We start from the raw sequence: 25,238 nt of genomic DNA, 5'->3' as shown, positions 1-25,238 counted from the left end.
TAATATGAGTGATAATAAAATAAAAGTTCTCTTTATGGGAAGGAAAGATGTTGCAAAACGAAGTTTGCAATATTTACTAAATAGTGAGAGATATATTGTTGTTGGTGTTATAACTGACTCTCATTTAGAAGCTTCACCAACAGCTGAATTAGCACATGAATCTAATATACCTTTGTTCTGTTTCGACGAAGCTTTATCTAAATTGAAGAATCAAGAACTGAAGTTTGATCTAGGTATATCAATGCTCTTTTGGCGTAAACTAAAAGATGAATTTATATCCATGCCTAAGTTTGGAACCATCAACTTCCATCCTGCTCCATTACCTGATTATAAAGGAACCGCGGGTTACAACTTGGCGATCTTAGATGGCTTGGAAGCTTGGGGAATGACAGCTCATTATGTCGATGAGAATATAGACACTGGGGAAATTATAGAAGTTTTAAAATTTCCCATTTGTAAAGAAACTGAAACAGTTAAAAGTTTAGAGGCGAGCTCGCAAGAGTACTTATTTGAACTTTTTAAAAAGACAGTAGATAAAATCTCGACGTCGAAAACTAGTCGGTTGGATACAGTGCCAAATATTGGAGGTACTTATGTCTCGCGATCAGAAATGGAGCAAATGAAGGAAATAAAGCCTGGCGATGATATAGCAAGGAAAATCAGAGCCTTTTGGTTTCCGCCATATGATGGCGCTTATATCACGATTGATGGAAATAAATACAGTTTGGTCGATAGTAACATTCTTAGCACATTAGTAGACGGTAACGTTAGTAACGTTTTTGGAAAACACAATGCTTAATACACCATTTTCTCCATGGCCTTCTTTTACGCAAGAAGAGGCTGATGCAGTGAGCCGTGTGCTACTGTCAAACAAAGTCAACTACTGGACAGGCAACGAGTGTCGTGAGTTCGAACAAGAGTTCGCTGCATGGGCTGGTTGCGAATACGCGATTGCCCTTGGTAACGGCACGCTTGCACTCGACGTGGCATTGAAAGCCTTGGGCGTTGGCCAGGGTGATGAAGTGATTACCACCCCAAGAACGTTCCTTGCTTCCGCTTCGTCAATTGTGACTTCCGGTGCTGCACCCGTTTTTGCGGATGTAGACCTAAACAGCCAAGCGATTACGGCGGAATCGATACAAGCGGTACTTACGCCAAAAACAAAAGCGGTGATTGTGGTGCACCTTGCTGGTATGCCAGCAGAGATGGATGCCATTATGGCGCTGTCGCAGCAGCACGGTTTTTACGTAATTGAAGATTGTGCTCAAGCACATGGCGCGAAATACAAAGGCCGCAGTGTTGGGACTATTGGTCACATTGGTGCTTGGTCTTTCTGCCAAGATAAGATCATGACGACAGGCGGCGAAGGCGGCATGGTGACAACCAATGATAAGACATTGTGGTCAACCATGTGGTCGTACAAAGATCACGGTAAAAGCTTTGATGCGATTTACAATCGCGAACATCCACCGGGCTTTCGTTGGTTACACGAATCTTTCGGCACTAACTGGCGCATGACAGAGCTGCAAGCTGTGATTGGCCGTATCCAGCTTGCTCGTATGCCAGCATGGACAGCGCAGCGCCAAGCGAATGCAGCACAAATTGATGAAGCGGTTGCAGACCTAAGCGTGGTTCGCCGAGTTGAAGTGCCGGAATATAGTGAGCATGCAGCATACAAACACTATTTGTTTGTAGAGCATCAGAACCTTGTAGAAGGGTGGACACGAGATCGCATCGTAGAAACCATCGTTGAGCGCGGTGTGCCAGCTTACCAAGGCAGTTGCTCAGAAGTGTACCTAGAGAAGGCGTTTGACAATACACCTTGGCGACCAAAGCAGCGATTGAGCAATGTCGTGGCTTTAGGCGAAACAAGCTTGATGTTCCTTGTGCATCCAACCTTAACGGCTGAAGAAGTGTCTAAAACGGCTCAAGTGATCCGAGAAGTGCTTCTAGAAGCTCAGCGCTAAATATTGATTTGCAAATCTAATGAGAGTGCTTTTACTCTCCTCCTAGAACCTAGAACCTAGAACCTAGAACCTAGAACCTAGAACCTAGAACCTAGAACCTAGAACCTAGAACCTAGAACCTAGAACCTAGAACCTAGAACCTAGAACCTAGAACCTAGAACCTAGAACTAACCCCTGCGGCGCCTTCTGTGCGCCGTAATTTTGCGAAGGGACAAGGAGTACCGTTCCTTTGTTGCATTGCGTTGCGAACTCAACGCGACGTTGCTAATTATTATGCATCCGAGTGTTCTATTAATAGTCACTGAGTTGTATAATGTTTGTTCAGCGGCTGTATAAATTCAACAAAAAACATTACCACCAACTCTTACTAATAAATCTGGGGTAATGAGGCTTATTCTTCGTCATGATTGAACACAATTCCAAATTAAACGTCATTTGGTCGTTACCACGCTATAAAAAACGTGTCATTAGTGCGGTAGTAGACTTTTTCATTATTTCCAGTGCGTTTTTAATGGCGTACTGGACCAGAATTGGAGAGTTTACTCACCTACCAGATACAGCAAGCCAGTATGTGCTTTATTCTACTATCGCGATTACGTTAACGATTTTTGCGGCTTTAGGCTTATATCGAGCGGTACTACGCTATCTAGGCTTTCATGTGCTGGCGGTTGTTGGTTTAGGCACCATTCTTTCTGCGATGTGCGCGGCAACGTTTGCTTTTGCCTTCCATGCTGAGTTACCTCGCTCTGTCCCGTTTATTTATGCGGCCTTTCTGGCTATTGGCGTCGGTAGCAGTCGTTTGGTCGTGCGAAGTTTAGTTGCCCAATCAGTGCATAAAGTGGGAACACCAGTGCTGATTTATGGTGCTGGTAGTGCAGGCCGTGAATTGGCGTTCGCGCTGCGCCAATCAGAGACGCATCGTGTGATTGGTTTTGTTGATGAGGACAAAACACTCTATAACACTACCTTGATGGGACACTTTGTTTACACGGTAGAAAGTGCACCGAAAGCGATCAAAAAATACGACGTGAAACAGATTCTACTGGCAATCCCAAGTGCTTCAAATAAACGTCGTAAAGAAGTATTGGATAACATTTCTAAACTGCCTGTTGAGATTCAGACTGTGCCAGATATGCGCGATATCTTAACCGGTAAAGCAAAAATCGATGAACTAAAAGAAGTCCCAATTGGTGATTTGTTAGGTCGAGACGCGGTTCAACCTCAGCAAGTATTGATGGAATCAAACATCAAAGACCAAACCGTTATGGTAACGGGGGCTGGTGGCTCTATCGGCTCAGAGCTTTGTCGACAAATTTTAAATTACTCCCCGAAAGCACTGGTCTTGTTTGAGTTATCTGAATTTGCTCTATACCAGATACATATTGAGCTGAGCCAAATCGTTAAAGATAGAAAACTAAACATTGTGGTTGTCCCTTTGGTTGGGTCGGTACAAAGACAAAACCGCCTCGAAACCACCATGAAGGCGTTTGAGGTCGACACGGTTTATCACGCTGCCGCATACAAGCACGTCCCGCTTGTTGAATACAATGTCGTAGAAGGTGTACGTAACAACGTATTTGGTACTTACTATACGGCTTTAGCTGCCATTGATGCAGGCGTGAAAAATTTCGTTTTAATCTCTACTGATAAAGCGGTTCGTCCTACTAATGTGATGGGCACAACCAAGCGAATGGCGGAGCTAGGCTTACAAGCGCTGGCAGAGCAACAAAACCGCATTCGAGAGAACAACCCAAACCTAGGCACTCGCTTTTGTATGGTGAGGTTCGGTAATGTTTTGGGTTCATCAGGTTCGGTTGTACCGGTTTTCAAAAAACAAATTGCTAACCGTGAACCAATCACGGTGACTCACAAAGACATCACTCGATACTTTATGACGATTCCAGAAGCCGCACAGCTTGTGATTCAAGCTGGGGCGATGGGCAGAGGTGGCGACGTCTTTGTGCTTGATATGGGCTCGCCAGTAAAAATCGTCGACCTAGCGAAGAACTTAATCCACCTATCGGGTTTGGAAGTCAAAGATGAAGCCAATCCAGAAGGGGACATTGAGATCAAGTACACAGGCTTAAGACCCGGCGAGAAGCTGTATGAAGAGTTGCTGATTGGTGATGATAATGTTTCTGAAACCGCTCACAGCCGAATCATGACCGCGCAAGAAGACTTCTTGCCAATGAAGGAATACGAAACGCTAATTGATAAATTGGATGTGGCTTGCCATAACTTCCAACATGAAGTGATTCGTCGTTTGTTGCTTGAAGCACCGACCGGCTTCAACCCTGTCGATGGCATTGAAGATTTGGTCTGGAAGCAAACCTCCAGAACAGCAACTTTGTTTAACTTTGAGCCAAAGCAAAGTAATGCAGCTGAAACTTGATGCTTTCGTAGTGATAATAAATAATACGAAAATTAATTGTTTGTTGATGATGGCTTGAGAGGGAACGACTAGATTCCAATCATCATCAGCAACGAAATGACAAAAGTTAAAAGGCACCAAAGCGGTGCCTTTTTGTGTATTCATGACTTTAACAGTGGCAAAACTGATGGCACAGAAAATAATTAAAAAACGGATTGCAGCACTATCGCTACCGCTCTTTATGAGTGCGCCTATTGCAGCAGAAGGCTTAAAAACGCTCCCTTCTAATCAGAGTTTTACGGGACTAACGTTAACGCCCAATGCTCAATCTTTGGAATATGGGGACTTCTCTTTCACGTATGCTCAGGGGCTGCCATATAACACCGAAATCCAAGATTTTGATTCTCTCAAATTTTCCTTTGGCGTTTTGGAAGGGTTGGAAGCGCAGGGGCGGATTGTCACCGATGATTATACGTCAAATTGTTTCGATGATTGTGGCGATATTCGAGACCTTTCATTCTCTTTTAAGTATCAGTTACCCAATTTTTTGAGCTTAGATAATGTTGATTTAGCTCTCGGTGTCCAAGATTTGGGTGGCTCGGGAAACCGTTTCAGCACCAAATATGCCGTTGCTGATTACACATTTAATGCTGTTCCTGTGCGAATTTCTGCGGGTTATGGTCAATCTGATATCCCGTTAGGCGTTATGGACGGTCCATTTGGTGGTATTGAATATCAGCCATTTGATTTTGTTCAGCTTACTGGGGAATACGATGCTGTCGAGTTCAACTCATCGGTGAAAGTGTTCACGCCACAGGAACTGCTACCTTATGATATGACGGCTTCCTTGAGCTACCAAATTTACTCTGGTCATGAAACGGATGAGCAGAATATGTGGAATGCTGCACTATCTATTCCGCTCATCACCGATTACACCCGTTCTCGTGACTATGCTCGTAACAATATGTCACTGATGGAAAAGCTCTCTCTAGAGCAAAGCAAAGCTGATAATGCGTCAATCTCTGCTTTGGTAAGTGCACTGCGCAACGAAGGTTTTGTGAATATTCAAGTTGGCACCTTAAACCAGTCGGTTGTCGTAGCTCTAGAGAACCGCCGATACAATCACAACCAGATGGATGGTTTAGGTGTCGCGATGGGGATCATTTCAAGTCACTTCGGTTCGAACTCTGCACAAGAAATGGGCTTAAGCTCTGATCGTGTAGAGTTAATGCTATTGGCAAACCAGAAACCAGTGGTGAGTGTGCAAACGGATGCGACTTGTTACCAGAGTTTTGTGAATGGTTCTGCGGCATGTGATGACATCCAATTCAGTACCAAGAGTCTATCTGACAAGCTTGAGTTGGTGGAGTGGAAAACAGAGCGCGTAAACAGTGGAGCTTTAGACTCACAATTGGTGTTATCGCCAATGGTACGCCATGGTGTTGCGACTGAGTTTGGTGTTTATGATTACTCGTTTGCGATGTCGAGCAACCTTTATACCTTCTTGTGGTCTGGTGCTGCTGTTGATATTCGCCATATCCTGCCATTAGCAGAAAGCGACGATTTTGAAGAGGGTGGTTATTTTGAAGATAGCGCCTACGAAAACGAAATTGACCGTGCCATGGTTCATCAATTCTTCCGCTTGCCATATGTGGATGTTGCTAACCAAGTATCGTTAGGTCTGGTGAAAACCGATTATGTCGGTGCTCGCAGTGAATCTGCTTGGTTCTCTCCATCTGGTGCTCATGCTCTTGGTCTAGAGATGAGCTATTTCCAGCACATGGATGAGAAAGACAACAATGGTTATGCGAACCCAGATCGCCAAACGTTTCTAACTCGTTATACCTTTAGTATGCCGGAATGGGATTGGCAGTTTAATGCGACCGCGGGTGAGTTTTGGAAAGGGGATGTCGGCGCGAAGTTCACTACCTCACATTGGTTTGAGGACATTGAAGTTTCTGCGAGCTACCAAGTGACGAAGTTTAATGATACCGATGAAGAGCAGTTCGTTACTGTTGCGGTGAAACTACCTCTGACACCTTGGCGTGATATGTCTCCTAGCTTACTTCAGGTTCGTGGTAATGAAGCGTACGACTTTAATGTTTCGACGCGAGTTGGTAATGACCAAAACTTCTTAAGTACAGGACAAGGGGATGAACTGGTGATGGATAACAGCATGCTGCGCCGCTACTTCAACCGAGGTCGTTACGGTAGTGATTACTTTGAAGAGAACAAAATTCGTATGCGCAATGCTTATTTGAGATACCTCAGTACCCAGTTAGATTAACTACAATCGACGTGAAAAGCGGCCAAACGGCCGCTTTTTTGTTGTGTACGTAACTTCGGCGTAAAAAAAGAGCTAAAAAGCACCTACTTCTACCGCACACTGCGATGTTTTGGTATTCTTACGCCAGTTTTATATATGGGATAAAAGAATGAAAATTGCAGTTGCAGGTACAGGATACGTAGGTCTGTCAAACGCCATGCTTTTGGCTCAGAATCATGAAGTAGTTGCTGTAGACATCATCGAAGACAAAGTGGAGATGTTAAACAACAAACAATCTCCAATTGTAGATGCTGAGATTGAACGTTTTCTAGCAACTAAAGAGCTAAATTTTGTCGCGACTTTAGATAAAGAGCTTGCTTACAAAGGTGCTGAATTTGTTGTTATCGCAACACCTACAGATTACGACCCGCAAACCAACTACTTTAACACGGCATCAGTAGAAGCTGTGATTAAAGATGTAATGGCAATTAACCCAGAAGCCGTAATGGTAATTAAGTCTACAGTTCCTGTAGGTTATACCGCGCGTATTAAAGAAGAATTGAATTGTGAGAACGTCATGTTCTCTCCAGAGTTCCTTCGTGAAGGGAAGGCGCTTTATGACAACCTGCACCCTTCTCGTATTATCGTCGGTGAACGCAGTGAACGCGCAGAAACGTTCGCTGGTTTACTTGTTGAAGGGGCTGTAAAAGAAGATATTCAAGTTCTCTTTACTGATTCAACAGAAGCAGAAGCAGTTAAGCTGTTCTCTAACACTTATCTTGCAATGCGCGTAGCGTACTTTAACGAGCTGGATTCTTACGCAGAAGCTCACGGTCTGGATGCTCGTCAGATAATTGAAGGTGTGGGGTTAGATCCTCGTATTGGTAATCACTACAACAACCCATCATTTGGTTACGGTGGTTATTGTCTTCCAAAAGACACTAAGCAGTTGCTTGCGAACTACCAAGAAGTGCCAAATAACATCATTGGTGCGATTGTGGATGCAAACCGCACTCGTAAAGACTTCATAGCAGACTCGATTATTAGCCGCCAACCAAAAGTTGTAGGTGTATATCGTTTGATAATGAAGGCGGGTTCTGACAATTTCCGTGCCTCTTCTATTCAAGGCATCATGAAGCGCATCAAGGCGAAAGGTATTGAGGTTGTGGTATACGAGCCAGTACTTCAAGAAGAAGAGTTTTTCCATTCACGTGTAATCAAAGATCTCGCTGAATTTAAGCAAGAAGCAGATGTAATAGTCTCCAACCGCATGGTGGAAGAACTCGCAGATGTTGCTGAGAAAGTATACACACGAGATCTTTTTGGTAGCGATTGATAAGAATTTAATCCTGTAAGCCAGTCGTTATTGACTGGCTTTTTCTTTCATTAGGACTTTAGAATATGAAATATTTAGTGACTGGCGCTGCAGGTTTCATTGGCAGTGCGACGGCAGAAAAACTTAACGCTGCCGGACATGAAGTTGTCGGGATCGACAACCTAAATGACTACTACGATGTAAACTTGAAACATGCTCGATTAGAACGCATTGAAAACCCACTGTTTAAGTTTGTTAATGTAGACATTGCTGATCGTGCCGCAATGGAACAGTTGTTTACGGCGGAAAAATTCGATCGAGTTATTCACCTTGCAGCCCAAGCTGGTGTTCGCTATTCACTAGAGAACCCACATGCTTATGCAGATTCAAACTTGGTGGGCCACTTAAACATTCTTGAAGGTTGTCGCCAAAATAAGGTAGGCCATTTGGTTTATGCTTCTTCGAGTTCCGTTTATGGTTTGAATGCCAAGGTGCCATTTGCGACGTCTGACAGTGTTGATCACCCAGTATCGCTATACGCAGCGACTAAAAAGTCTAACGAGTTGATGGCTCATAGCTACTCGCACTTATACGATATTCCAACGACAGGTCTTCGTTTCTTTACTGTCTATGGCTCTTGGGGCCGACCTGATATGGCACCATTTATTTTCACTAAGAAGATCCTTGATGGTGACACTATCGATATCAACAATAATGGTGATATGTGGCGTGACTTTACTCATGTGGATGACATTGTTGAAGGTGTGGTTCGTATTGCAGATGTGCTTCCAGTTCGCAATGATGACTGGACGGTAGAGGAGGGAACTCCGGCAAGCAGTTCTGCGCCATACTCGGTTTACAACATTGGTCACGGCTCTCCAATCAATCTTATGGACTTTGTTAAAGCGATTGAAGATGAGCTTGGTATTGAAGCGAAGAAAAACTTCCGTGAGATGCAACCAGGTGACGTTTATCAAACCTATGCAGATACAGAAGATCTGTTTGCTGCAACGGGTTACAAACCAAAAGTAACAGTCAAAGAGGGCGTTGCTGAGTTTGTGACTTGGTACAAAGAGTTCTACGGAAAATAAAGTCGAGATTAGGGTTCTAAAAACAAGCCCCTAAGTTTCTAATCTCATACTAATCAAAACAAAAAGGGATGCGTGATGCATCCCTTTGTTATTTCTGCTAGTAAAAAGCGAAATTAAGCTTTAGCTGCTGCCGCTGCTTTAGCGATAGCTACGAAGCTCTTAGCGTCTAGAGAAGCGCCGCCAACTAGAGCACCGTCGATGTCTGGTTGTGAGAAGTAAGCTTCAGCGTTTTCTGGTTTAACAGAGCCGCCGTATTGGATGATTACTTGTGCTGCAACTGCTTCGTCTTTCGCTGCGATCAGTGCGCGGATAGAAGCGTGGATGCGTTGTGCATCTTCAGCTGTTGCTGCTTTACCAGTACCGATAGCCCAGATTGGTTCGTAAGCGATGATTGCGCCGTTTAGAGCTTCAACACCGTAAGTGTCGATAACTGCGTTGATTTGACGTGCACATACTGCTTCAGTTTCGCCAGCTTCGTTTTGAGCTTCAGATTCACCGATACAGAAAACAGGCGTTAGACCGTTTTCTTTTAGGAAGTTGAATTTCTTCGCGATGAACTCGTCAGATTCGTTGTGGTATTCACGACGCTCTGAGTGACCGATGATGATGTGAGAAGCACCGAAGTCTTTCAGCATTTCTGGAGACATGTCGCCAGTGAAAGCACCGCTGTTGTTTAGGTCAGTGTTTTGTGCGCCTAGGATAACTTTGTTATCACCTTCTGCGATTACACACTCAGCTAGACCGATGTAAAGAGCTGGTGGAGCTACTGCTACGTCAACACCTTCAACGCCTTCAAGTTCAGCGTTAATACCAGCTAGCAGCTCAGTTACCATTGCTTTGCTACCGTTTAGTTTCCAGTTACCCATCACTACAGGACGACGCATAGGAATATCTCCCTTATCTTTAATGTAAATAGTCTATTAATGTAAAAAATCTACGTAGGAATATAACAGAATAATGTGAACAGATCATGATTGGCGTCATGTCTTATTCGGCTTTCTTCATCTGGTCGGTGCTGCATTTGTTCTATACCCAAGTAACCTCGAGATGCTAGGTTCAGCGAGAATGGCTTGGTTTGCAGGCGAGGCAACAATTTGAAGATCTAGTGGTTCTAAGTTAAAAATTGTTAACAAAGTATGCAGACCATGACAGTTCGCCCTTCGGGAGCGTGTCATTGAACCGATGTTGCGTTGTTTTCCTAGCTTGCTTTTTCGGTAAACAGGGAATCAATGACAACGCTCTGGACCCTGTATCTTGAGGTCAGTTGGGTCTATCCATTTTGTCAAAAGCAATCGATTGGTGATCGCGTAGACAGAATGATAGTCCATTCCTCGGAAATTGCCGCTTAGATTGGTATTACTACGGGTTAAAAGTTAGCCGTAATAAGAAAGGAATCAAAATGCCAAACTTAGTTTTAGAATATTCCAACTCGGTCGATGAGCGTGTGAATGTTCAAGGCCTATTAGAAGACCTACACAAAGTGACTTTAGACAGTGGTTTGTTCGAGTTGGCGTCCGTCAAATCTCGTGCGCTTCGTTACCACAACTGGCTGGTAGGGGAAGAGGGCGATAGTGTTGACTTCATCCATATCAACTTTGATTTGCTCGCAGGAAGAAGCTCAGAACAGAAGCGGGAATTATCAAGAGCACTGATGGTGGTGTTGCAAGAACAAGCGAGCCATGTTCGCAGTTTGACTGTGAATGTTCGAGATATGGATATTGATTGCTTCCAGAAGGTGGTAAATTAGACACACTAGATTTACGTAGTGCGGCCAAGGAGTTGTCGCACTTTCAATATGTTGAGTGTTTCGATGTCGATTAAAGAATTACTGTTTTCTTTCCAGGGCCGTATAGGCCGTAAAACTTACTGGGTGTGGAATATCATCTACTACATCATGATCTTGGGCTTCGGTGCTGGCATCAGTAAGTTATTCCCTGCGTTCTCTTATATTCTTTTGCCTATCTTCCTGCTAATTCTTCTTATCCCAGATTTGGCGATCACTACTAAGCGCTGGCATGACCGTAACAAGTCGATTTACTGGCTAGCGTTGAATATCCCGTTGATCATTGGGCGAGTTGCAACGCCAATGACTAACCCAGCAGCACAAGACCCCTCGACACCGCAAATGATGATCGCTTCGATTTCTCTGATCTGTGGTCTGTGGATTCTGGTGGAGTGTGGTTTCTTGAAAGGCACTGTGGGTCAGAACAACTACGGTTCTGAGCCGAAGTAAGTATAGCTCTCTAGGCTTTAAATAAGGTTCTAGGATTCTAGAGCCTTATTCCTATTCCTTAGTAAAAATCATCCCTATCTTTAAATGCTTTCAACTCAACTACATCAGCTTTTTGAGTTGGTGAAGGTTCTCCCTGTAATGCCTCTCTGAATTTTACGACTTGTTTCTGTAGTTCATTCATCAACACGACATTAGTGTGATTGGGGTTTTTACAGTTATGGATGACTCTGTCTATATGGCTTTGTTGCGCCCATAACCTTGGCTGCATCTGCTCTGAGGCACCTTCGATCATCTCTTTTGCCATATCATGACGGAACTGCTCAAAGGCTTCGGGATCGCGTTCCGCCATTTTTACCATTTCATCGAATGAGGGTAAAACTTGTGGTTTGTGGGTGCTTGGCATGGCTATCTCCAAATCCATTGGATGTTGCTCCTAGTTACTAAAAGCTTAATCCATGCAGAAACGGAGATAGAAAGAATTACAACATCGTCTCATTAATAAGAGCGTATGTTCATAATAAAGTGGAAGAGAGTCGAAATACTAGGCTTGAATGCGGTACACGCAGCGACGCTGGCCACTGATGATGTGCTCATCGCGCTTTATTTTTGTGTCACTGCCGAGAAGTGACTGGAAGACGTTGAGCTCAGATTGGCACAAGCTTGGGCAGCGAGTCGCGGCTTTGCAAATAGGGCAGTGGTTTTCGATGAGGATAAAACCATGTTCATCTTGTTCTAGTTCTGCCATGTAGCCTTCTTGTTCACGCAGAGTAACCAATGTCTTTAGTTTGCTCTCTAGAGAGTCACACTGCTCTAGATGCTGTTGATAGTTTTGTAGAGTGAGCTTTTCACGCTCTGACGTGACTTTTTCCAACCCATCTTTACCGAAGATGTGCTCTACGGCTTCGATAAACTGAATGGTCAACTCACCATGGCGATCTGCAAACTGCTCGTGACCTTTTTGGGTCAGAGACCAATGGCGGGCAGGGCGACCCACTTTGACTTTTACATCATAAATCGACAGGATGCCGTCATCTTCCAAACCTTGCAGATGCTGACGCGCACCCATGGTTGTCATACCCAGTTCAGAAGAGAGTTGTTTCGCTGTGACAGAGCCATCACGCTTAACGATTTGCAAAATCCTATCTACGGTCTTCATATACCCACCATTTATACGTCAGTACATATTATGCGCGATAGGGTTAGTAAAGAAAAGTGTTGACTTAATTTGTGTGTGGATTTGTTGAATCACAAATAAAAAGGGTTGGCACTTAGCCAACCCTTGGGGAATCAATATACGTCGAGATTAAAGAATAATATCGCGAACTTCTGGGTCTTTACGCTCTAGGTAGTGCGTAGATTTGATTCGACGAATAGTACGACAACGACCGCGAATCAATAGGGTTTCTGTTGTTGCGATATTACCTTGGCGAGAGATGCCTTCTAGCAGGTCACCTTTAGTAATCCCCGTTGCAGAGAAGACTACGTTGTCGCTGCGCGCCATGTCTTCCATCTTCAATACAACATTCGCTTTTACACCCATCTCTTCACAGCGTTGTAGCTCTGCTGAGCCGTAGATGCGGTTTTCTTCCGTATCGCCTTTTACTTCATGACGAGGAAGAAGACGACCATGCATGTCACCGTCTAGTGCACGAATCACCGCTGCCGATACCACGCCCTCTGGTGCACCACCGATGCAGTACATCATGTCGACTTCACTGTCTGGCATACAAGTTAGGATTGAAGCGGCTACATCACCGTCTGGTACAGCGAATACGCGAACGCCCATTGCTTGCATCTCTGCGATCACTTCATCGTGACGAGGCTTCGCAAGCGTAATAACGACTAGCGTATCAAGAGGTTTATTCAGTGCTTTTGCTACGTTTTCTAGGTTTTCTTTAAGTGGCTTACCTAGGTCGATAACACCTTTAGCGCTAGGACCGACAACCAGTTTTTCCATGTACATGTCTGGTGCTTTAAGGAAGCTGCCTTTCTCACCCGCTGCCAATACTGCTAGTGCGTTAGATTGACCCATTGCGGTCATGCGAGTACCTTCGATCGGGTCTACAGCGATATCGACTTCGTCGCCACCAATACCCACTTGTTCACCGATGTACAGCATCGGTGCATCATCGATTTCACCTTCACCAATAACGATTTCACCACTGATGTCTGTTTTGTTCAGCAGGGTGCGCATTACTTCAACAGCAGCACCATCCGCTGCGTTTTTGTCGCCACGGCCAAGCCATTTGTAACCAGCCAAAGCGGCACCTTCAGTAACACGGGAAAATGCCATTGCTAAATCGCGTTTCATGATGTCTCCAAGTAACAAGAGGGAAGAATAATTTGCGCGGCGATTTTATCACATCGTCAGTTAAACGTTTGCCTTTTTGCTGAGCTTTTACTTTAACTAAGTTGAATTTGATCAATACTTGGGTGAGTTTATGGGGTAGTGATGGGAAAATACATTGCTCAAAAATGCTTCTAGGATAAGAAAAGTCAGCGTTTAGTGAGATTGCGCCGATTTTTTAACCGAATGATGCAAAATATCGAATATAGTAAGTGTTTCTCATCGCTACGCTGAGTAGAATGAACCTCATAGGTAAGGTGCAAGCGAACGCTCGCCATCGTCCCACGGAATAACAATAGGTAGGCCAAGATGTCTTTTGAAGTACTAGAAAAACTAGAAGCGAAAATTCAAACTGCAGTTGACACAATCACTCTTCTTCAGATGGAAGTAGAAGAGCTGAAAGAAGACAAAGTGAAATTAGAAGCTGAAGCTAACGAAATGCGTTCTCAACGTGAAGAGCTTGAGCAAAAATCTCAGCAAGCTCAACAAGAGCACGCTCAGTGGCAAGAGCGCATTCGTGCACTACTTGGCAAGATGGACGAAGTGGAATAATCCACTTAAGTATCCAGAATCAAAAACACCCGCTTCGGCGGGTGTTTGCGTATTTGGCTAGTAGCCGTCAATAGCGTTAGGTTAGTTTAACCTTTCCTCATCTTCCTCTTCATCGTCATCCAACTCGAGGTCGATATTGAGCGGTTCTGGAGAAAGAATGATGCCAGTGCTATCTGCATAGATGTAATCTTCCGGTAGGAAGCTAACACCACCAAAGTTTACTGGAACATCGATTTCACCAACGCCTTGGTTAGCAGCGCCAACAGGAATAGAAGCGAGCGCTTGAATGCCAAGGTTCATGTCTTCTAGTTCATCCACTTCACGAACACAACCGTAAACGACAATGCCTTCCCATTCATTTTCTTCTGCAAGGGTTGCGATTTCTGCATCGATTAAGGCTCTGCGTAGGGACCCTCCGCCGTCGATCAACAATACTCGCCCGATTCCGTCTTGTTCTAGCGTTTCGCGGATCAGTGCGTTGTCTTCAAAGCACTTAACCGTCGTCACTTGCCCGGCAAACGACGCGCGGCCGCCAAAGTTACTGAACATCGGTTCAACTACATCTACCTGATCAAGATAGATATCACAGAGTGCTGAGGTATTGTATTCCATAGCGTACCTTTCTAAACAGAAACTGTTGTCTTTGAGTATATCTAGGCATTAAGTCAATGCAATGACAATCCCTTTTTAACTCATCAGAGTTTGAGCTACCACAACTGTTGCAAATAAAACGTTAGTAACGAGCGAGCACTTCACAACAACGGGCATCATTGGGGCAATTTGTGCGGGTTTTTCGGTATCCCAAACCGCTTTGCCATGATTCGCTATCACGTAGATGCTTAGCAGGAAGGGTAAGCTGATCCAAACCGGCTTGTCTTGAATAAGTAAATAAGCTGCAAAGGCGAGTAGGGCGCCACCGAGTAAGATGAAGTGGTATTGCTTTGCTTTACGTTGACCAAGTCGAACTGCCATCGTGCGTTTACCACATTCGCTGTCGTTCTCAATGTCACGCATGTTGTTGATGTTCAGCACTGCTACGGCTAACAAACCGCAGCCTAATGCTGGTAAGAACAATGTCGCATCCACATGACCGGTATGCAGGAAGTAGGTACCGGATACGCCAAGTAAACCAAAGAAGATGAAGACAGACAGGTCGCCCAAGCCGACGTAGCCGTAAGGCTTACTACCCATTGTGTAAGCGATCGCCGCGATAATGGCAAGAATGCCTAGACCGATAAATGTAATGATGCTTTCAAAAGAACTCAGTGCGTAAAACACCAAAGTAAGGCCTGCAATCGCGGTCAGAACGATATTAAAGATGATCGCCATTTTCATCTGCGCGGCAGTTACAGCGCCAGACTGCATCGCGCGCTGAGGGCCCAAGCGGTTGTCATTATCTGTACCTTGGACTGCATCGCCATAATCATTGGCAAGGTTAGATAGTATTTGCAGTAACGTAGCTGTGACGAAAGCCATGATGGCAATGGTCAGAGAAAAGTGTCCCGCTGAATAGGCGAGTACGCTACCGGTCAAAATTGATACCAGTGCAAGCGGTAATGTTTTAGGACGCGCGGCTTCAAGCCAGATCTTTAGAGATTGTTTCATGGATATTTCGTGCTAGTAACCAATGTGCCCAGTATAAGCACAAAGCGACAGATACGCTATTGACCTAAAGCAAGTCAATTAAGAGTCAAAGGGTTACAAGTAAGGAACACAGTTTTCATATTTGAGGTAATAAAGTGGCGCTTTTTGGGAAAGGGAAGGGTACGGCGCACGTTGTTATTAGATCCTTAGTCTCGCTTGAGCTCGCTAGGATGACGAACTTTTTTGGTTTAGAGTTTCTTAAAGTCCCATCATTTAAAAGTCCCGTCATTTTGAACAACGAGGGACGAGGTGATTCAGAATCTATTGTTCGTTTGCGCTTTGATTTAAGGTCAATGCTGAAGAGTTGGAGTGCGTTGTTACTAGAACCTTAGTCTCGCTTGAGCTCGCTAGGATGACGAACTTTCTTGCTCTAGAGCTTGCTAAAGTAACCGTCATTCGGAACGAAAAAACCCAGAAGCATAGTTCTGGGCTTTGGTCTCTACACTGGGCTTATTACAGAATGAAGCGGCTTAGATCTTCATCTTCAATCGTATCGCCTAGGCGGTTTTTCACGTAAGCCGCATCAATGACGAACTTCTCTCCCGCTTTTTCAGTTGCGTCGTAAGAAATCTCATCCATCAAACGCTCCATCACGGTATGCAGACGACGAGCACCAATGTTCTCAGTAGTTTCGTTCACGGTCCATGCCGCTTCTGCGATTTGAGTGATGCCGTCTTCAGTGAATTCTACATCCACGCTTTCTGTTTTCATTAGCGCAACGTATTGTTCAGTCAGAGATGCTTTTGGCTCAGTAAGGATACGTTTGAAATCGTTACTGGTTAGTGCTTCTAGCTCTACACGAATAGGCAGGCGACCTTGCAGTTCTGGAATCAAGTCAGAAGGTTTCGCTACTTGGAATGCACCAGATGCCACAAATAGGATGTGGTCTGTTTTCACCATGCCGTGCTTAGTTGATACGGTGCTACCTTCGATTAACGGTAGTAGGTCACGCTGAACACCTTCACGAGAAACGTCAGGACCAGAGCTTTCGCCGCGCTTACAAATCTTGTCGATTTCGTCGATGAACACGATACCGTTGTTCTCGACGTTGAAAATCGCAGACTCTTTCAGCTCTTCTTGGTTTACCAGCTTCGCTGCTTCTTCTTCTGCCAACGCTTTCATTGCGTCTTTGATTTTCAGTTTGCGTTTCTTCTTCGTATCGCCAGCAAGGTTTTGGAACATACCTTGTAGCTGGTTGGTCATTTCTTCCATACCAGGAGGTGCCATGATCTCCACACCCATTTGCGGAGCTGCTACGTCGATGTCGATTTCTTTGTCATCTAACTGGCCTTCACGCAGTTTCTTACGAAAGATTTGGCGGGTGTTCGATGTGTCTTCTTTTTGCTCAGATTGACCCCAAGCATCACGCGCTGGTGGTAATAGGGCATCTAAAACGCGCTCTTCTGCTTGCTCTTCAGCGCGGAATTTTACTTTTTCCATCGCTTGCTGGTGTGTCATCTTCACTGCAACATCGGTAAGATCGCGGATGATGGTTTCGACTTCTTTACCAACATAACCCACTTCGGTGAATTTGGTTGCTTCGACTTTGATGAATGGTGCATTAGCCAGTTTGGCAAGACGGCGAGCAATCTCTGTTTTACCTACACCAGTAGGACCAATCATTAGGATATTTTTGGGTGTCACTTCTACACGCAAGCTTTCTTCAAGCTGCATGCGACGCCAGCGGTTACGTAGGGCAATCGCAACCGAACGTTTTGCTTTCTCTTGACCAATGATGTGGCGGTTCAGTTCATGAACGATTTCGCGAGGAGTCATTTCAGACATATTCTTTCCTTACTTCGTTACGATTACGCTTAAGCCGTTGGCTTAGGAAGCTCTACTGTAGATTCTAGTTCTTCTACAGTGTGATTATGGTTGGTGAATACACAGATGTCGCCAGCGATGTTCAGTGCTTTCTCTGCAATTTCGCGTGCGTCTAGGTCTGTGTTTTCTAATAGTGCGGTTGCTGCTGCTTGTGCGTATGCGCCGCCAGAGCCAATGGCAATCAGATCGTTCTCTGGCTGAACTACGTCACCGTTACCTGTGATGATAAGTGAAGCCGTTTCATCCGCTACAGCTAGCAGCGCTTCTAGTTTGCGAAGTGCACGGTCGCTACGCCAGTCTTTTGCAAGTTCCACTGCTGCCTTAGTTAGGTGGCCTTGGTGCATTTGTAGTTTGCTTTCGAAGCGTTCGAATAGGGTGAAGGCATCCGCAGTACCGCCAGCAAAACCGGCAAGTACTTGGTTGTTGTATAGGCGGCGAACTTTACGTGCATTGCCCTTCATTACGGTATTGCCTAGCGACACTTGGCCATCACCCGCGATGACGACTTTATTGTTTCGACGTACAGATACAATGGTAGTCACAGTCGACCTCTTAATTATTTCTCTTTGGATTTAATTAAGTATATGGGGTAAGTGAGTGGGGGATTCAAGGGGGCGAAAAGAAAGGCCCTAGGATCTTAGCTCCTAGGGCCAGTGTTTAAAGATTCTCTTTCCAAATCGCACAAGGTTCGATCTTCGCGCGTTGCAATTTGTGGCGATCTTTCTCTGCTTCACGTTTGAACTTGTATGGGCCAAGTACAACACGGTACCAAGAGCTGCCGTCTTTTTTGATTACTCGGCTTGTCATGCCTTGGAAGGCGATCGCTAACTTACGCTCTTCTGCTTGGCTTTGGTTCTTGTAAGCGCCGCATTGCATAACGTAAGGGACTTTGGATACCTGAATTTCTTTGGCGACGACTTCGACTTCACGTTTTGGAAGCGTATCGACGTATTCCCACTTTTCTTCCGGTGGAGGTGGAATGTCTTTCTTCGGCTTTGGCTTGCTGGTGGTATTTGTTGTTGGTGTTTCAACAACCACTGTTTTTTCCGGCTCAGGGTCTGAACTTAATAAATACAGCCCATAGCCAAAACCGCCCACGAGCAAAATTGCCAGTAGACCACTACGCCAAGGTTTTTTTCTTGAAGGTTGTTTTTTTGCAGACTTTTTCGGAGCGCCGCGTCCGCGTCTTACATAATCTCTATTTGCCACGGTTACTTCAGGTCATCAAGGATTCTGGCAAATATGTTAATCCAGATTGAAAAGATAAAACACCCTATTCGTGTAATCTTGTTAGTTACGTGCAGGAAAGTTGAGAATAAAAAGCGACGCTAAATGCGTCGCTTGGGGAGTCTTGCGTTGCTTATCGTAATGGTGGAGGCGCAGCACTACCACGAACGACAAGCTTAGTATCGAGCAGTCGAGAGCCAGCATGTACATCATGGCCTTTCAGTAGCTCTAGCATCATCAGCATCGCTTGGCGACCAATCTCGTAACGAGGTTGAGAAATGGTGGTCAGTGGTGGATCGCAGTATTGCGCGAACTGAATGTCATCAAAGCCGACAATAGACAAATCTTGAGGGATACGCAGACCAAGACGCTTTGCTTCTTGAATGGCTCCAATCGCCATGGTGTCACAGTGACAGAAGAGTGCCGTTGGGGGCTCTGGTAATTCAAGCAGTTTGCGAACAGCTTGTACGCCACCTTCAAAGGAGAAGTCTGCAATCACACTGTATTGTGGTTCTTTATTGATGCCTGCGCGACGCAACGCTTGTTGATAACCTTGCTGACGGAATTGGCAAAGTACCGCAGTGTCTGGGCCAGAGATTTGCGCGATGCGTTTATGACCAAGTTGCGTCAGGTAGTTCACCGCTTCAAACGCTGAAGTCAGGTTATCGATATGAACAGTTGGTAACTCCAACTCAGGGGCAAACTCACAGGCCATCACCATAGGTGGTAGGTTCTTTTGCTCAGGCTTGCTGACGTCAAAGGGTAAGTCTGTACCCAACAGCAACATACCGTCGGCTTGTTTGGTGAAGACCAAGTTTACAAATGAGCTCTCACGTTTCTTTTGTTGACCGCTATCGCCAAGCAGAACCAGATAGCCATGTTCCATCGCTGCATCTTCGATACCGCGAATGATCTCTGAGAAGTACGGATCACAAATATCCGGAACGATAGTGACAATGGTTTTTGATTCATTTCTTCGTAAGTTACGAGCTAATGAATTTGGTGAATAACCAGCTTCTAGTACGGCATCTTCCACTCTCTTTCTTGTTGAAGAAGAGACTTTTTCTGGATTCATTAATGCTCGTGATACTGTCGCAGTAGATACCCCTGCAAGCTGGGCAACATCCTTCATTGTCGCCATAGTTTTTACCCTCTTAAAATATTCGCCAAGGTGACGTTTGTCATTGTTCTAATTGAAGCCTATGTGACTGATCCACTTTAGACTTTACTAATTTGAATAGTCTATTCATTTCTAAAGGTAAAGTTACGGTCTGTTTAACAAAAATTGCAATCCTATTGTGATTTTACTCACATTAAAAGGCAATTCATTACATGGTTAAACGTTTGCTAGCTGAGATCTTGTGGCTCTATGTCTAAATTCCAGCGAACTTTCTTGGCATTTGGCAACAACTCAATAGCAGGTTTGGCACTGGTTAATAACTTTTGCATCAATGAGCGATGCTGAGTTTGCAAAAGTAACTGCCAGCGATACTTACCTGCACGTTTAGCAAGTGGTGAAGGCGTTGGCCCCAGCACCATGCAGGAATCATCGAATAGCGGATGTGATTCAAGAGTAAAACGCACCTGACGAAGGAAATCCTCGACAATTTCACTTTGGTTCGCTTCGGCTTTAAACAGCGTTAAAAAGCTATATGGTGGCAGTTGAGCTAACTTGCGTTCTTCCAATGCCGTCATAGCAAAGTGTCGGTAGTCTTTATGTAAAAGGGCTTGCAACAAGCTGTGCTCGGGGTGGTGAGTTTGAAGTATCACTTCACCAGGCTTGCTAGCTCGGCCAGCTCGGCCTGCAACCTGAATAAATAGCTGAGCCAGTCTTTCAGAAGCACGGAAATCACTACTATAAAGAGAGCCATCGACATCTAATAGTGCAACAAGGGTGACGTTAGGGAAGTGGTGACCTTTCGCCAACATCTGCGTTCCAATCAGAATTTGGTATTCGCCTTTGCGAATTGACTCAAGCGCATCTTCTAAACTGCCTTTGCGGCGCGTGCTGTCTCTATCTATACGAATAGCTTTGTATTCAGGGAAAAGATCGGCCAGTTGCAACTCAAGTTGTTCGGTTCCCACGCCAACTGTCACAAGCTGGGTCGAACCACAGCCCTGACATTGATGAATTATAGGTTGTTGTGAGCCGCAATGATGGCAGCGAATCTCGTTACTGTATTGATGGAAGGTATAGTACGCATCGCAACGTTTACATTCCGCAATCCAACCACACTCATGACACATGAGTGCAGGCGAGAAGCCACGACGGTTCAAGAACAACATCACTTGGTTGCCTGCTTTTAGGTGCTTGCGCATTTCAGCAATTAGAGGAGCCGATAAGCCGCTGTCCAAATACAGCCCTTTGACATCGAGGACTTTATTTGTGGTCGGAACCGCTGAACCAGCACGTTGTGTCAGGGTCAGATGATGATATTTCCCCGTAAGTGCGTTGTGCAGCGTTTCCAAAGCAGGGGTTGCAGAACCAAGCACAATAGGTACTTGCTCTTTATGGGCGCGCATCACGGCGACATCACGAGCGTGGTAACGCAGACTGTCTTGTTGCTTGTAAGATGCATCGTGCTCTTCATCGACAATAATAATACCGAGATCGGCAAAAGGTGTGAGTAGGGCCGAGCGGGTTCCAATAATGATGCCGGCGGCTTTGTCTCTTGCAGAAAGCCACGCATTGAGCCGCTCGGTATCATTCAATCCAGAATGAATCACATCAACAGGAACATTAAAACGGTGTTTAAAGCGGTTAATGGTTTGTGGTGTTAGACCAATCTCCGGTACGAGAACGAGTGCCTGCTTGCCTTTTTCGAGTACAGGTTTGATCAGGTTCAGGTAAACTTCAGTCTTACCAGATCCCGTTACCCCTTCTAATAAATAGCAAGCAAACCCGGTTTGGCTATTCACACTGGCAATCGCAAGCGCCTGCTCATGATTAACCTTGGGCTTTTCTACATCGCGCTCAACGTGATTACCCCATTTGGTGATAGTCGGCTTTTTCTCTATGCGCTCAACCCAGCCCTTTTCTTCCAAGGTCTTTAGCACTGTTGAGGGAATTTCTTGGTTGATGAACTCTTGATACGGAACTGCGCCATCAACTAACATCTGCAATGCGCGCTGCTGTTTAACCGCTCTTCCCAAGCCTTGCATTAATTTATTTTTACCTGATTCGGTGATCTGCCATTCTTGCAGCGTTGCGAAGTCCGCTGGCTTCCCTTTACGTAGCGCCGCCGGCATTGCATTGTGTAAGGTATCGCCGAGAGGGTATTGATAAAAGTAACTGCACCACGTGAGCAAGGAATATAAATTCTCTGGCCATAGCGGTTGAGCATCTAATACGGCTTTGATTGGCTTAAGTTGCTCTTTAGGAAAGTCAGAATGGTTCACCATCGCTGTGACTACACCAACAAGGGTCTGTCGGCCAAAAGGAACAGATACTCTTCCCCCAATGAGCGGAAAGAGATGCCCAGGAATGACGTAATCGAACTGTTTGTCGAGTGGGACCGGCAGTGCCACTCTAGCGATGGATGGGCGCATAGAATCTTAACTATATAAAAGAGGGAAGAAGAGGGTATAGTCTATTAAAACCCTCGGCGAAATTCGAGTAAACCTCAAATAAGGCGGCAGAAAGCCTTCAGTACATACGTACTGGTGAAAAAAGTGGCGAAAAAATTGCCAAATGTGTTGATCCCAGCAAAGTGATTCATTACTATACTGCGCCTTGAGCTATGGCTTCGGCAATTGGCCGATGCGGTACTCATTTCTATTATTAATTACGTGTGGTGTGCGGCTTAGACTCGTATAGCGACACGGCCTACTATTGAGGTTATCCCATGAAAGCTGGTATCCACCCAGAATACAAAGCAGTAACTGCTACTTGTTCTTGCGGCAACTCTTTTGAGTTCAAATCTACTCTAGCGAAGGAATCTATCCACCTAGACGTATGTGACAAGTGTCACCCATTCTACACTGGTAAGCAACGTATCGTTGATACAGGCGGCCGTGTTGATCGCTTCAACAAGCGTTTCGGTGCACTATCAAGCAAGAAGTAATAGCCAGCGCTATTATCATTCCTGTTTAAAAAAGGGCGCTACGGCGTCCTTTTTGTTTATGGCGAAAGCAAAAACTGAAGGATAAATCGAGTGGTTAAAATTTGTTCGATTATTTTTCACTCAGGTCTTGCATCCTAAAGTGTGATCTGTATAATGCGTCGCACTGGTTAAGCCAGTTGTGAACCAATGAGCAATGAGGAGCGAGTAAATCTTCGGATTTACGAGGTAATGTAGACTCAGCTTATGTTCGCGGTTAATACAATTAGCTATCTTTTCTTCGGAAAAACTATCCCCAGACGTGACTCTGGTATGTAGGGGTAGTTAATCGAAAATTAACTGACAATGTGTCCTAATCTTGGACGCTACGGTTTCACATAAATCAATCGGCATTCTCTCGTCTTAACGAGTTTGAGTGGCGATATTGTTTGTGTAATTTTTAATATTGGAGCTCTGTCTCATGCAGAACCAACGTATCCGTATCCGCCTAAAAGCATTCGATTACAAACTAATCGACGCTTCTACAGCGGAAATCGTTGAAACAGCTAAGCGCACTGGCGCACAGGTTCGTGGTCCAATCCCACTGCCAACTCGTAAAGAGCGTTTCACAGTTCTTATCTCTCCACACGTTAACAAGAAAGCACGTGACCAGTACGAAATTCGTACTCACAAGCGTCTAATCGACATCGTTGAGCCAACAGACAAAACTGTTGATGCTCTAATGCGTCTAGACCTTGCTGCGGGCGTTGACGTTCAAATTAGCCTAGGTTAAGGGAGATTAGAAGAATGATTGGTCTAATCGGTCGTAAAGTGGGCATGACCCGCGTATTTACTGAAGACGGCGTTTCTATCCCAGTAACAGTTGTTGAAGTTGAAGCAAACCGTGTTTCTCAAGTTAAAACTCTTGAGACAGACGGCTACGCAGCAATTCAGGTAACTGCTGGTTCTAAGAAAGCTAACCGTGTAAACAAAGCTGAAGCAGGTCACTTTGCTAAAGCTGGCGTTGAAGCTGGTCGCGGTCTTTGGGAATTCCGTTTGGAAAACGGTGAAGAGTTCGCAGTTGGCGCTGAGCTAACAGTTGAACTATTCAACGAAACTAAGAAAGTAGACGTTACTGGTACATCTAAAGGTAAGGGCTTCCAAGGCGCTGTTAAGCGTTGGAACTTCCGTACTCAAGATATGACTCACGGTAACTCATTGTCTCACCGTGCACCGGGTTCAATTGGCCAATGTCAAACTCCAGGTCGCGTATTTAAAGGCAAGAAAATGGCAGGTCACATGGGTGCTGAGCGTGTAACGACTCAAAACCTAGAGATCGTACGTGTTGACGCTGAGCGCAATCTGCTTCTTATTAAAGGTGCAGTACCAGGCTCAACAGGTGGCAACGTGATCGTTAAACCAGCTGTTAAAGCATAACGTCTCAGGAGTAAGTAATGGAACTAATGGTTAAAGGTGCTGATGCACTAACTGTTTCCGAAACTACTTTCGGACGTGAGTTTAACGAAGCTCTTGTACACCAAGTAGTTGTTGCGTTTGCAGCAGGTGCTCGTCAAGGTACTCGTGCTCAAAAAACACGTTCAGAAGTTTCTGGCGGTGGCGCTAAGCCATGGCGTCAAAAAGGTACTGGCCGTGCGCGTGCTGGTACAATCCGTAGCCCAATCTGGCGTACAGGTGGTGTTACTTTTGCTGCGAAACCACAAGATCACAGCCAAAAAGTAAACAAAAAAATGTACCGCGGTGCTATGAAGAGCATTCTTTCTGAGCTAGTTCGTCAAGAGCGTCTAATCGTTGTTGATAACTTCTCAGTTGAAGCGCCAAAGACTAAAGAGCTAGTTGCTAAGCTTAAAGAGCTTGAGCTAACTGACGCTCTAATCGTGACTAGCGAAGTAGATGAGAATCTATTCCTAGCGGCTCGTAACCTATACAAAGTTGACGCACGTGATGTTGCTGGTATCGATCCAGTTTCACTAATCGCGTTCGACAAAGTTGTAATGACTGCTGACGCAGTTAAACAAGTTGAGGAGATGCTAGCATGATCACTGAAGAGCGTATCCTAAAAGTTCTACGTGCTCCGCACATCTCTGAAAAAGCAACTATGGCAGCTGAGAAAGCGAACACTATCGTTTTCAAAGTAGCTAAAGATGCAACTAAAAAAGAGATCAAAGCAGCTGTAGAAAAGCTTTTTGAAGTTGAAGTTAAGTCTGTAAATACTCTTATCACTAAGGGTAAGACCAAACGTCAAGGTCTACGCCAAGGTCGCCGCAGCGACGTTAAGAAAGCGTACGTTACTTTGAAAGAAGGTCAAGATCTTGACTTTGTTGGCGGCGCGGAATAACAGGA

General features: G+C 45.0%; 24 protein-coding genes and 1 pseudogene. 14 read left to right on the top strand and 11 right to left on the bottom strand.

Annotated features, from left to right (window positions below):
* Nucleotides 1-4 precede the first annotated feature (4 nt).
* From L1076_RS20120 to L1076_RS20095, 6 genes are all read left to right on the top strand, one after another.
* Nucleotides 5-799 (top strand): formyltransferase family protein, encoded by a 795-nt coding sequence (locus L1076_RS20120; protein WP_237304335.1) that lies wholly within the window; start codon nt 5-7, stop codon nt 797-799.
* Complete coding sequence (locus tag L1076_RS20115; RefSeq protein ID WP_237304334.1) at nt 792-1,967, top strand: DegT/DnrJ/EryC1/StrS aminotransferase family protein; 1,176 nt, start codon at nt 792-794, stop codon at nt 1,965-1,967. Before L1076_RS20120 ends, L1076_RS20115 begins: the two co-directional genes overlap by 8 nt.
* A gap of 403 nt (nt 1,968-2,370) precedes the next feature.
* Nucleotides 2,371-4,359, top strand: coding sequence for a nucleoside-diphosphate sugar epimerase/dehydratase (locus L1076_RS20110; RefSeq protein ID WP_237304333.1), 1,989 nt, complete (start codon nt 2,371-2,373; stop codon nt 4,357-4,359).
* 166 nt (nt 4,360-4,525) lie between these two features.
* Nucleotides 4,526-6,625: a YjbH domain-containing protein gene (locus tag L1076_RS20105; protein WP_237304332.1), complete on the top strand. Its 2,100-nt coding sequence runs from the start codon at nt 4,526-4,528 to the stop codon at nt 6,623-6,625.
* 148 nt (nt 6,626-6,773) lie between these two features.
* On the top strand, nt 6,774-7,940 hold the full coding sequence (locus L1076_RS20100; RefSeq protein WP_237304331.1) for a nucleotide sugar dehydrogenase: 1,167 nt from the start codon (nt 6,774-6,776) through the stop codon (nt 7,938-7,940).
* Between the two features lie 65 nt (nt 7,941-8,005).
* Nucleotides 8,006-9,010: an NAD-dependent epimerase gene (locus tag L1076_RS20095; RefSeq protein WP_237304330.1), complete on the top strand. Its 1,005-nt coding sequence runs from the start codon at nt 8,006-8,008 to the stop codon at nt 9,008-9,010.
* Nucleotides 9,011-9,123: 113 nt separating this feature from the next.
* On the opposite strand, the gene tpiA is transcribed toward L1076_RS20095, so the two are convergent.
* Nucleotides 9,124-9,894, bottom strand: coding sequence for a triose-phosphate isomerase (tpiA, locus tag L1076_RS20090; RefSeq protein WP_038864880.1), 771 nt, complete (start codon nt 9,892-9,894; stop codon nt 9,124-9,126).
* A 515-nt stretch (nt 9,895-10,409) separates the two neighbouring features.
* Between tpiA and L1076_RS20085 the strand changes: the two genes are divergently transcribed.
* Both L1076_RS20085 and L1076_RS20080 read left to right on the top strand, forming a co-directional pair.
* Nucleotides 10,410-10,757 (top strand): 5-carboxymethyl-2-hydroxymuconate isomerase, encoded by a 348-nt coding sequence (locus L1076_RS20085; RefSeq protein ID WP_237304329.1) that lies wholly within the window; start codon nt 10,410-10,412, stop codon nt 10,755-10,757.
* Between the two features lie 63 nt (nt 10,758-10,820).
* Nucleotides 10,821-11,243 (top strand): DUF805 domain-containing protein, encoded by a 423-nt coding sequence (locus tag L1076_RS20080; protein ID WP_237304328.1) that lies wholly within the window; start codon nt 10,821-10,823, stop codon nt 11,241-11,243.
* Between the two features lie 58 nt (nt 11,244-11,301).
* Here L1076_RS20080 and L1076_RS20075 read toward each other — a convergent pair whose 3' ends face one another.
* The 3 genes from L1076_RS20075 to glpX form a co-directional block, all read right to left on the bottom strand.
* Complete coding sequence (locus L1076_RS20075) at nt 11,302-11,664, bottom strand: DUF3135 domain-containing protein (protein WP_104027632.1); 363 nt, start codon at nt 11,662-11,664, stop codon at nt 11,302-11,304.
* A 120-nt stretch (nt 11,665-11,784) separates the two neighbouring features.
* A complete protein-coding gene (locus L1076_RS20070; RefSeq protein WP_237304327.1) occupies nt 11,785-12,399 on the bottom strand; it encodes a metalloregulator ArsR/SmtB family transcription factor in 615 nt (204 codons plus the stop codon).
* A gap of 147 nt (nt 12,400-12,546) precedes the next feature.
* Nucleotides 12,547-13,554: a class II fructose-bisphosphatase gene (glpX, locus tag L1076_RS20065; protein WP_237304326.1), complete on the bottom strand. Its 1,008-nt coding sequence runs from the start codon at nt 13,552-13,554 to the stop codon at nt 12,547-12,549.
* A 345-nt stretch (nt 13,555-13,899) separates the two neighbouring features.
* Between glpX and zapB the strand changes: the two genes are divergently transcribed.
* Nucleotides 13,900-14,142 carry a cell division protein ZapB gene (zapB, locus tag L1076_RS20060; RefSeq protein ID WP_038864886.1) on the top strand — a complete coding sequence of 81 codons (243 nt, stop codon included), beginning with the start codon at nt 13,900-13,902 and terminating at the stop codon, nt 14,140-14,142.
* An 81-nt stretch (nt 14,143-14,223) separates the two neighbouring features.
* On the opposite strand, the gene rraA is transcribed toward zapB, so the two are convergent.
* The 7 genes and pseudogenes from rraA to priA all read right to left on the bottom strand — a co-directional run bounded on the left by rraA (nt 14,224) and on the right by priA (nt 22,386).
* The gene (gene rraA / locus L1076_RS20055; RefSeq protein WP_237304325.1) at nt 14,224-14,754 is read right to left on the bottom strand and encodes a ribonuclease E activity regulator RraA; all 531 of its coding nucleotides are present in this window, start codon (nt 14,752-14,754) and stop codon (nt 14,224-14,226) included.
* A gap of 75 nt (nt 14,755-14,829) precedes the next feature.
* Complete coding sequence (locus tag L1076_RS20050; protein WP_104046469.1) at nt 14,830-15,747, bottom strand: 1,4-dihydroxy-2-naphthoate polyprenyltransferase; 918 nt, start codon at nt 15,745-15,747, stop codon at nt 14,830-14,832.
* 492 nt (nt 15,748-16,239) lie between these two features.
* Nucleotides 16,240-17,571, bottom strand: coding sequence for an HslU--HslV peptidase ATPase subunit (gene hslU, locus L1076_RS20045; protein ID WP_038864892.1), 1,332 nt, complete (start codon nt 17,569-17,571; stop codon nt 16,240-16,242).
* Nucleotides 17,572-17,600: 29 nt separating this feature from the next.
* Complete coding sequence (gene hslV / locus L1076_RS20040; RefSeq protein WP_038864894.1) at nt 17,601-18,152, bottom strand: ATP-dependent protease subunit HslV; 552 nt, start codon at nt 18,150-18,152, stop codon at nt 17,601-17,603.
* A 115-nt stretch (nt 18,153-18,267) separates the two neighbouring features.
* On the bottom strand, nt 18,268-18,819 hold the full coding sequence (locus L1076_RS20035; RefSeq protein WP_038864896.1) for an SPOR domain-containing protein: 552 nt from the start codon (nt 18,817-18,819) through the stop codon (nt 18,268-18,270).
* Between the two features lie 151 nt (nt 18,820-18,970).
* Nucleotides 18,971-19,981, bottom strand: a pseudogene (cytR, locus tag L1076_RS20030) (DNA-binding transcriptional regulator CytR); the annotation flags it as partial.
* Between the two features lie 203 nt (nt 19,982-20,184).
* Entirely contained in the window at nt 20,185-22,386 is a 2,202-nt protein-coding gene (priA, locus tag L1076_RS20025; protein WP_237304324.1) for a primosomal protein N', read from the bottom strand.
* Nucleotides 22,387-22,682: 296 nt separating this feature from the next.
* Here priA and rpmE point away from each other — a divergent pair, with 296 nt between their 5' ends.
* The 5 genes from rpmE (at nt 22,683) to rplW (ending at nt 25,233) form a co-directional block, all read left to right on the top strand.
* Complete coding sequence (gene rpmE / locus L1076_RS20020; protein ID WP_010445294.1) at nt 22,683-22,901, top strand: 50S ribosomal protein L31; 219 nt, start codon at nt 22,683-22,685, stop codon at nt 22,899-22,901.
* Nucleotides 22,902-23,358: 457 nt separating this feature from the next.
* Nucleotides 23,359-23,670: a 30S ribosomal protein S10 gene (gene rpsJ / locus L1076_RS20015; protein WP_004410492.1), complete on the top strand. Its 312-nt coding sequence runs from the start codon at nt 23,359-23,361 to the stop codon at nt 23,668-23,670.
* A 14-nt stretch (nt 23,671-23,684) separates the two neighbouring features.
* On the top strand, nt 23,685-24,314 hold the full coding sequence (rplC, locus tag L1076_RS20010) for a 50S ribosomal protein L3 (RefSeq protein ID WP_005435072.1): 630 nt from the start codon (nt 23,685-23,687) through the stop codon (nt 24,312-24,314).
* A 17-nt stretch (nt 24,315-24,331) separates the two neighbouring features.
* Nucleotides 24,332-24,934, top strand: a complete 603-nt coding sequence (rplD, locus tag L1076_RS20005) for a 50S ribosomal protein L4 (RefSeq protein ID WP_006878388.1) — start codon at nt 24,332-24,334, stop codon at nt 24,932-24,934.
* Nucleotides 24,931-25,233: a 50S ribosomal protein L23 gene (rplW, locus tag L1076_RS20000; RefSeq protein ID WP_004398471.1), complete on the top strand. Its 303-nt coding sequence runs from the start codon at nt 24,931-24,933 to the stop codon at nt 25,231-25,233. The genes rplD and rplW overlap by 4 nt, the downstream gene beginning before the upstream one ends.
* The last annotated feature ends 5 nt before the right edge of the window (nt 25,234-25,238 follow it).

The organism is Vibrio sp. MMG023, from assembly GCF_021654215.1.
Classification (GTDB): Bacteria; Pseudomonadota; Gammaproteobacteria; order Enterobacterales; family Vibrionaceae; genus Vibrio; species Vibrio jasicida.
This window is presented reverse-complemented; position numbering and strand designations above follow the sequence as displayed.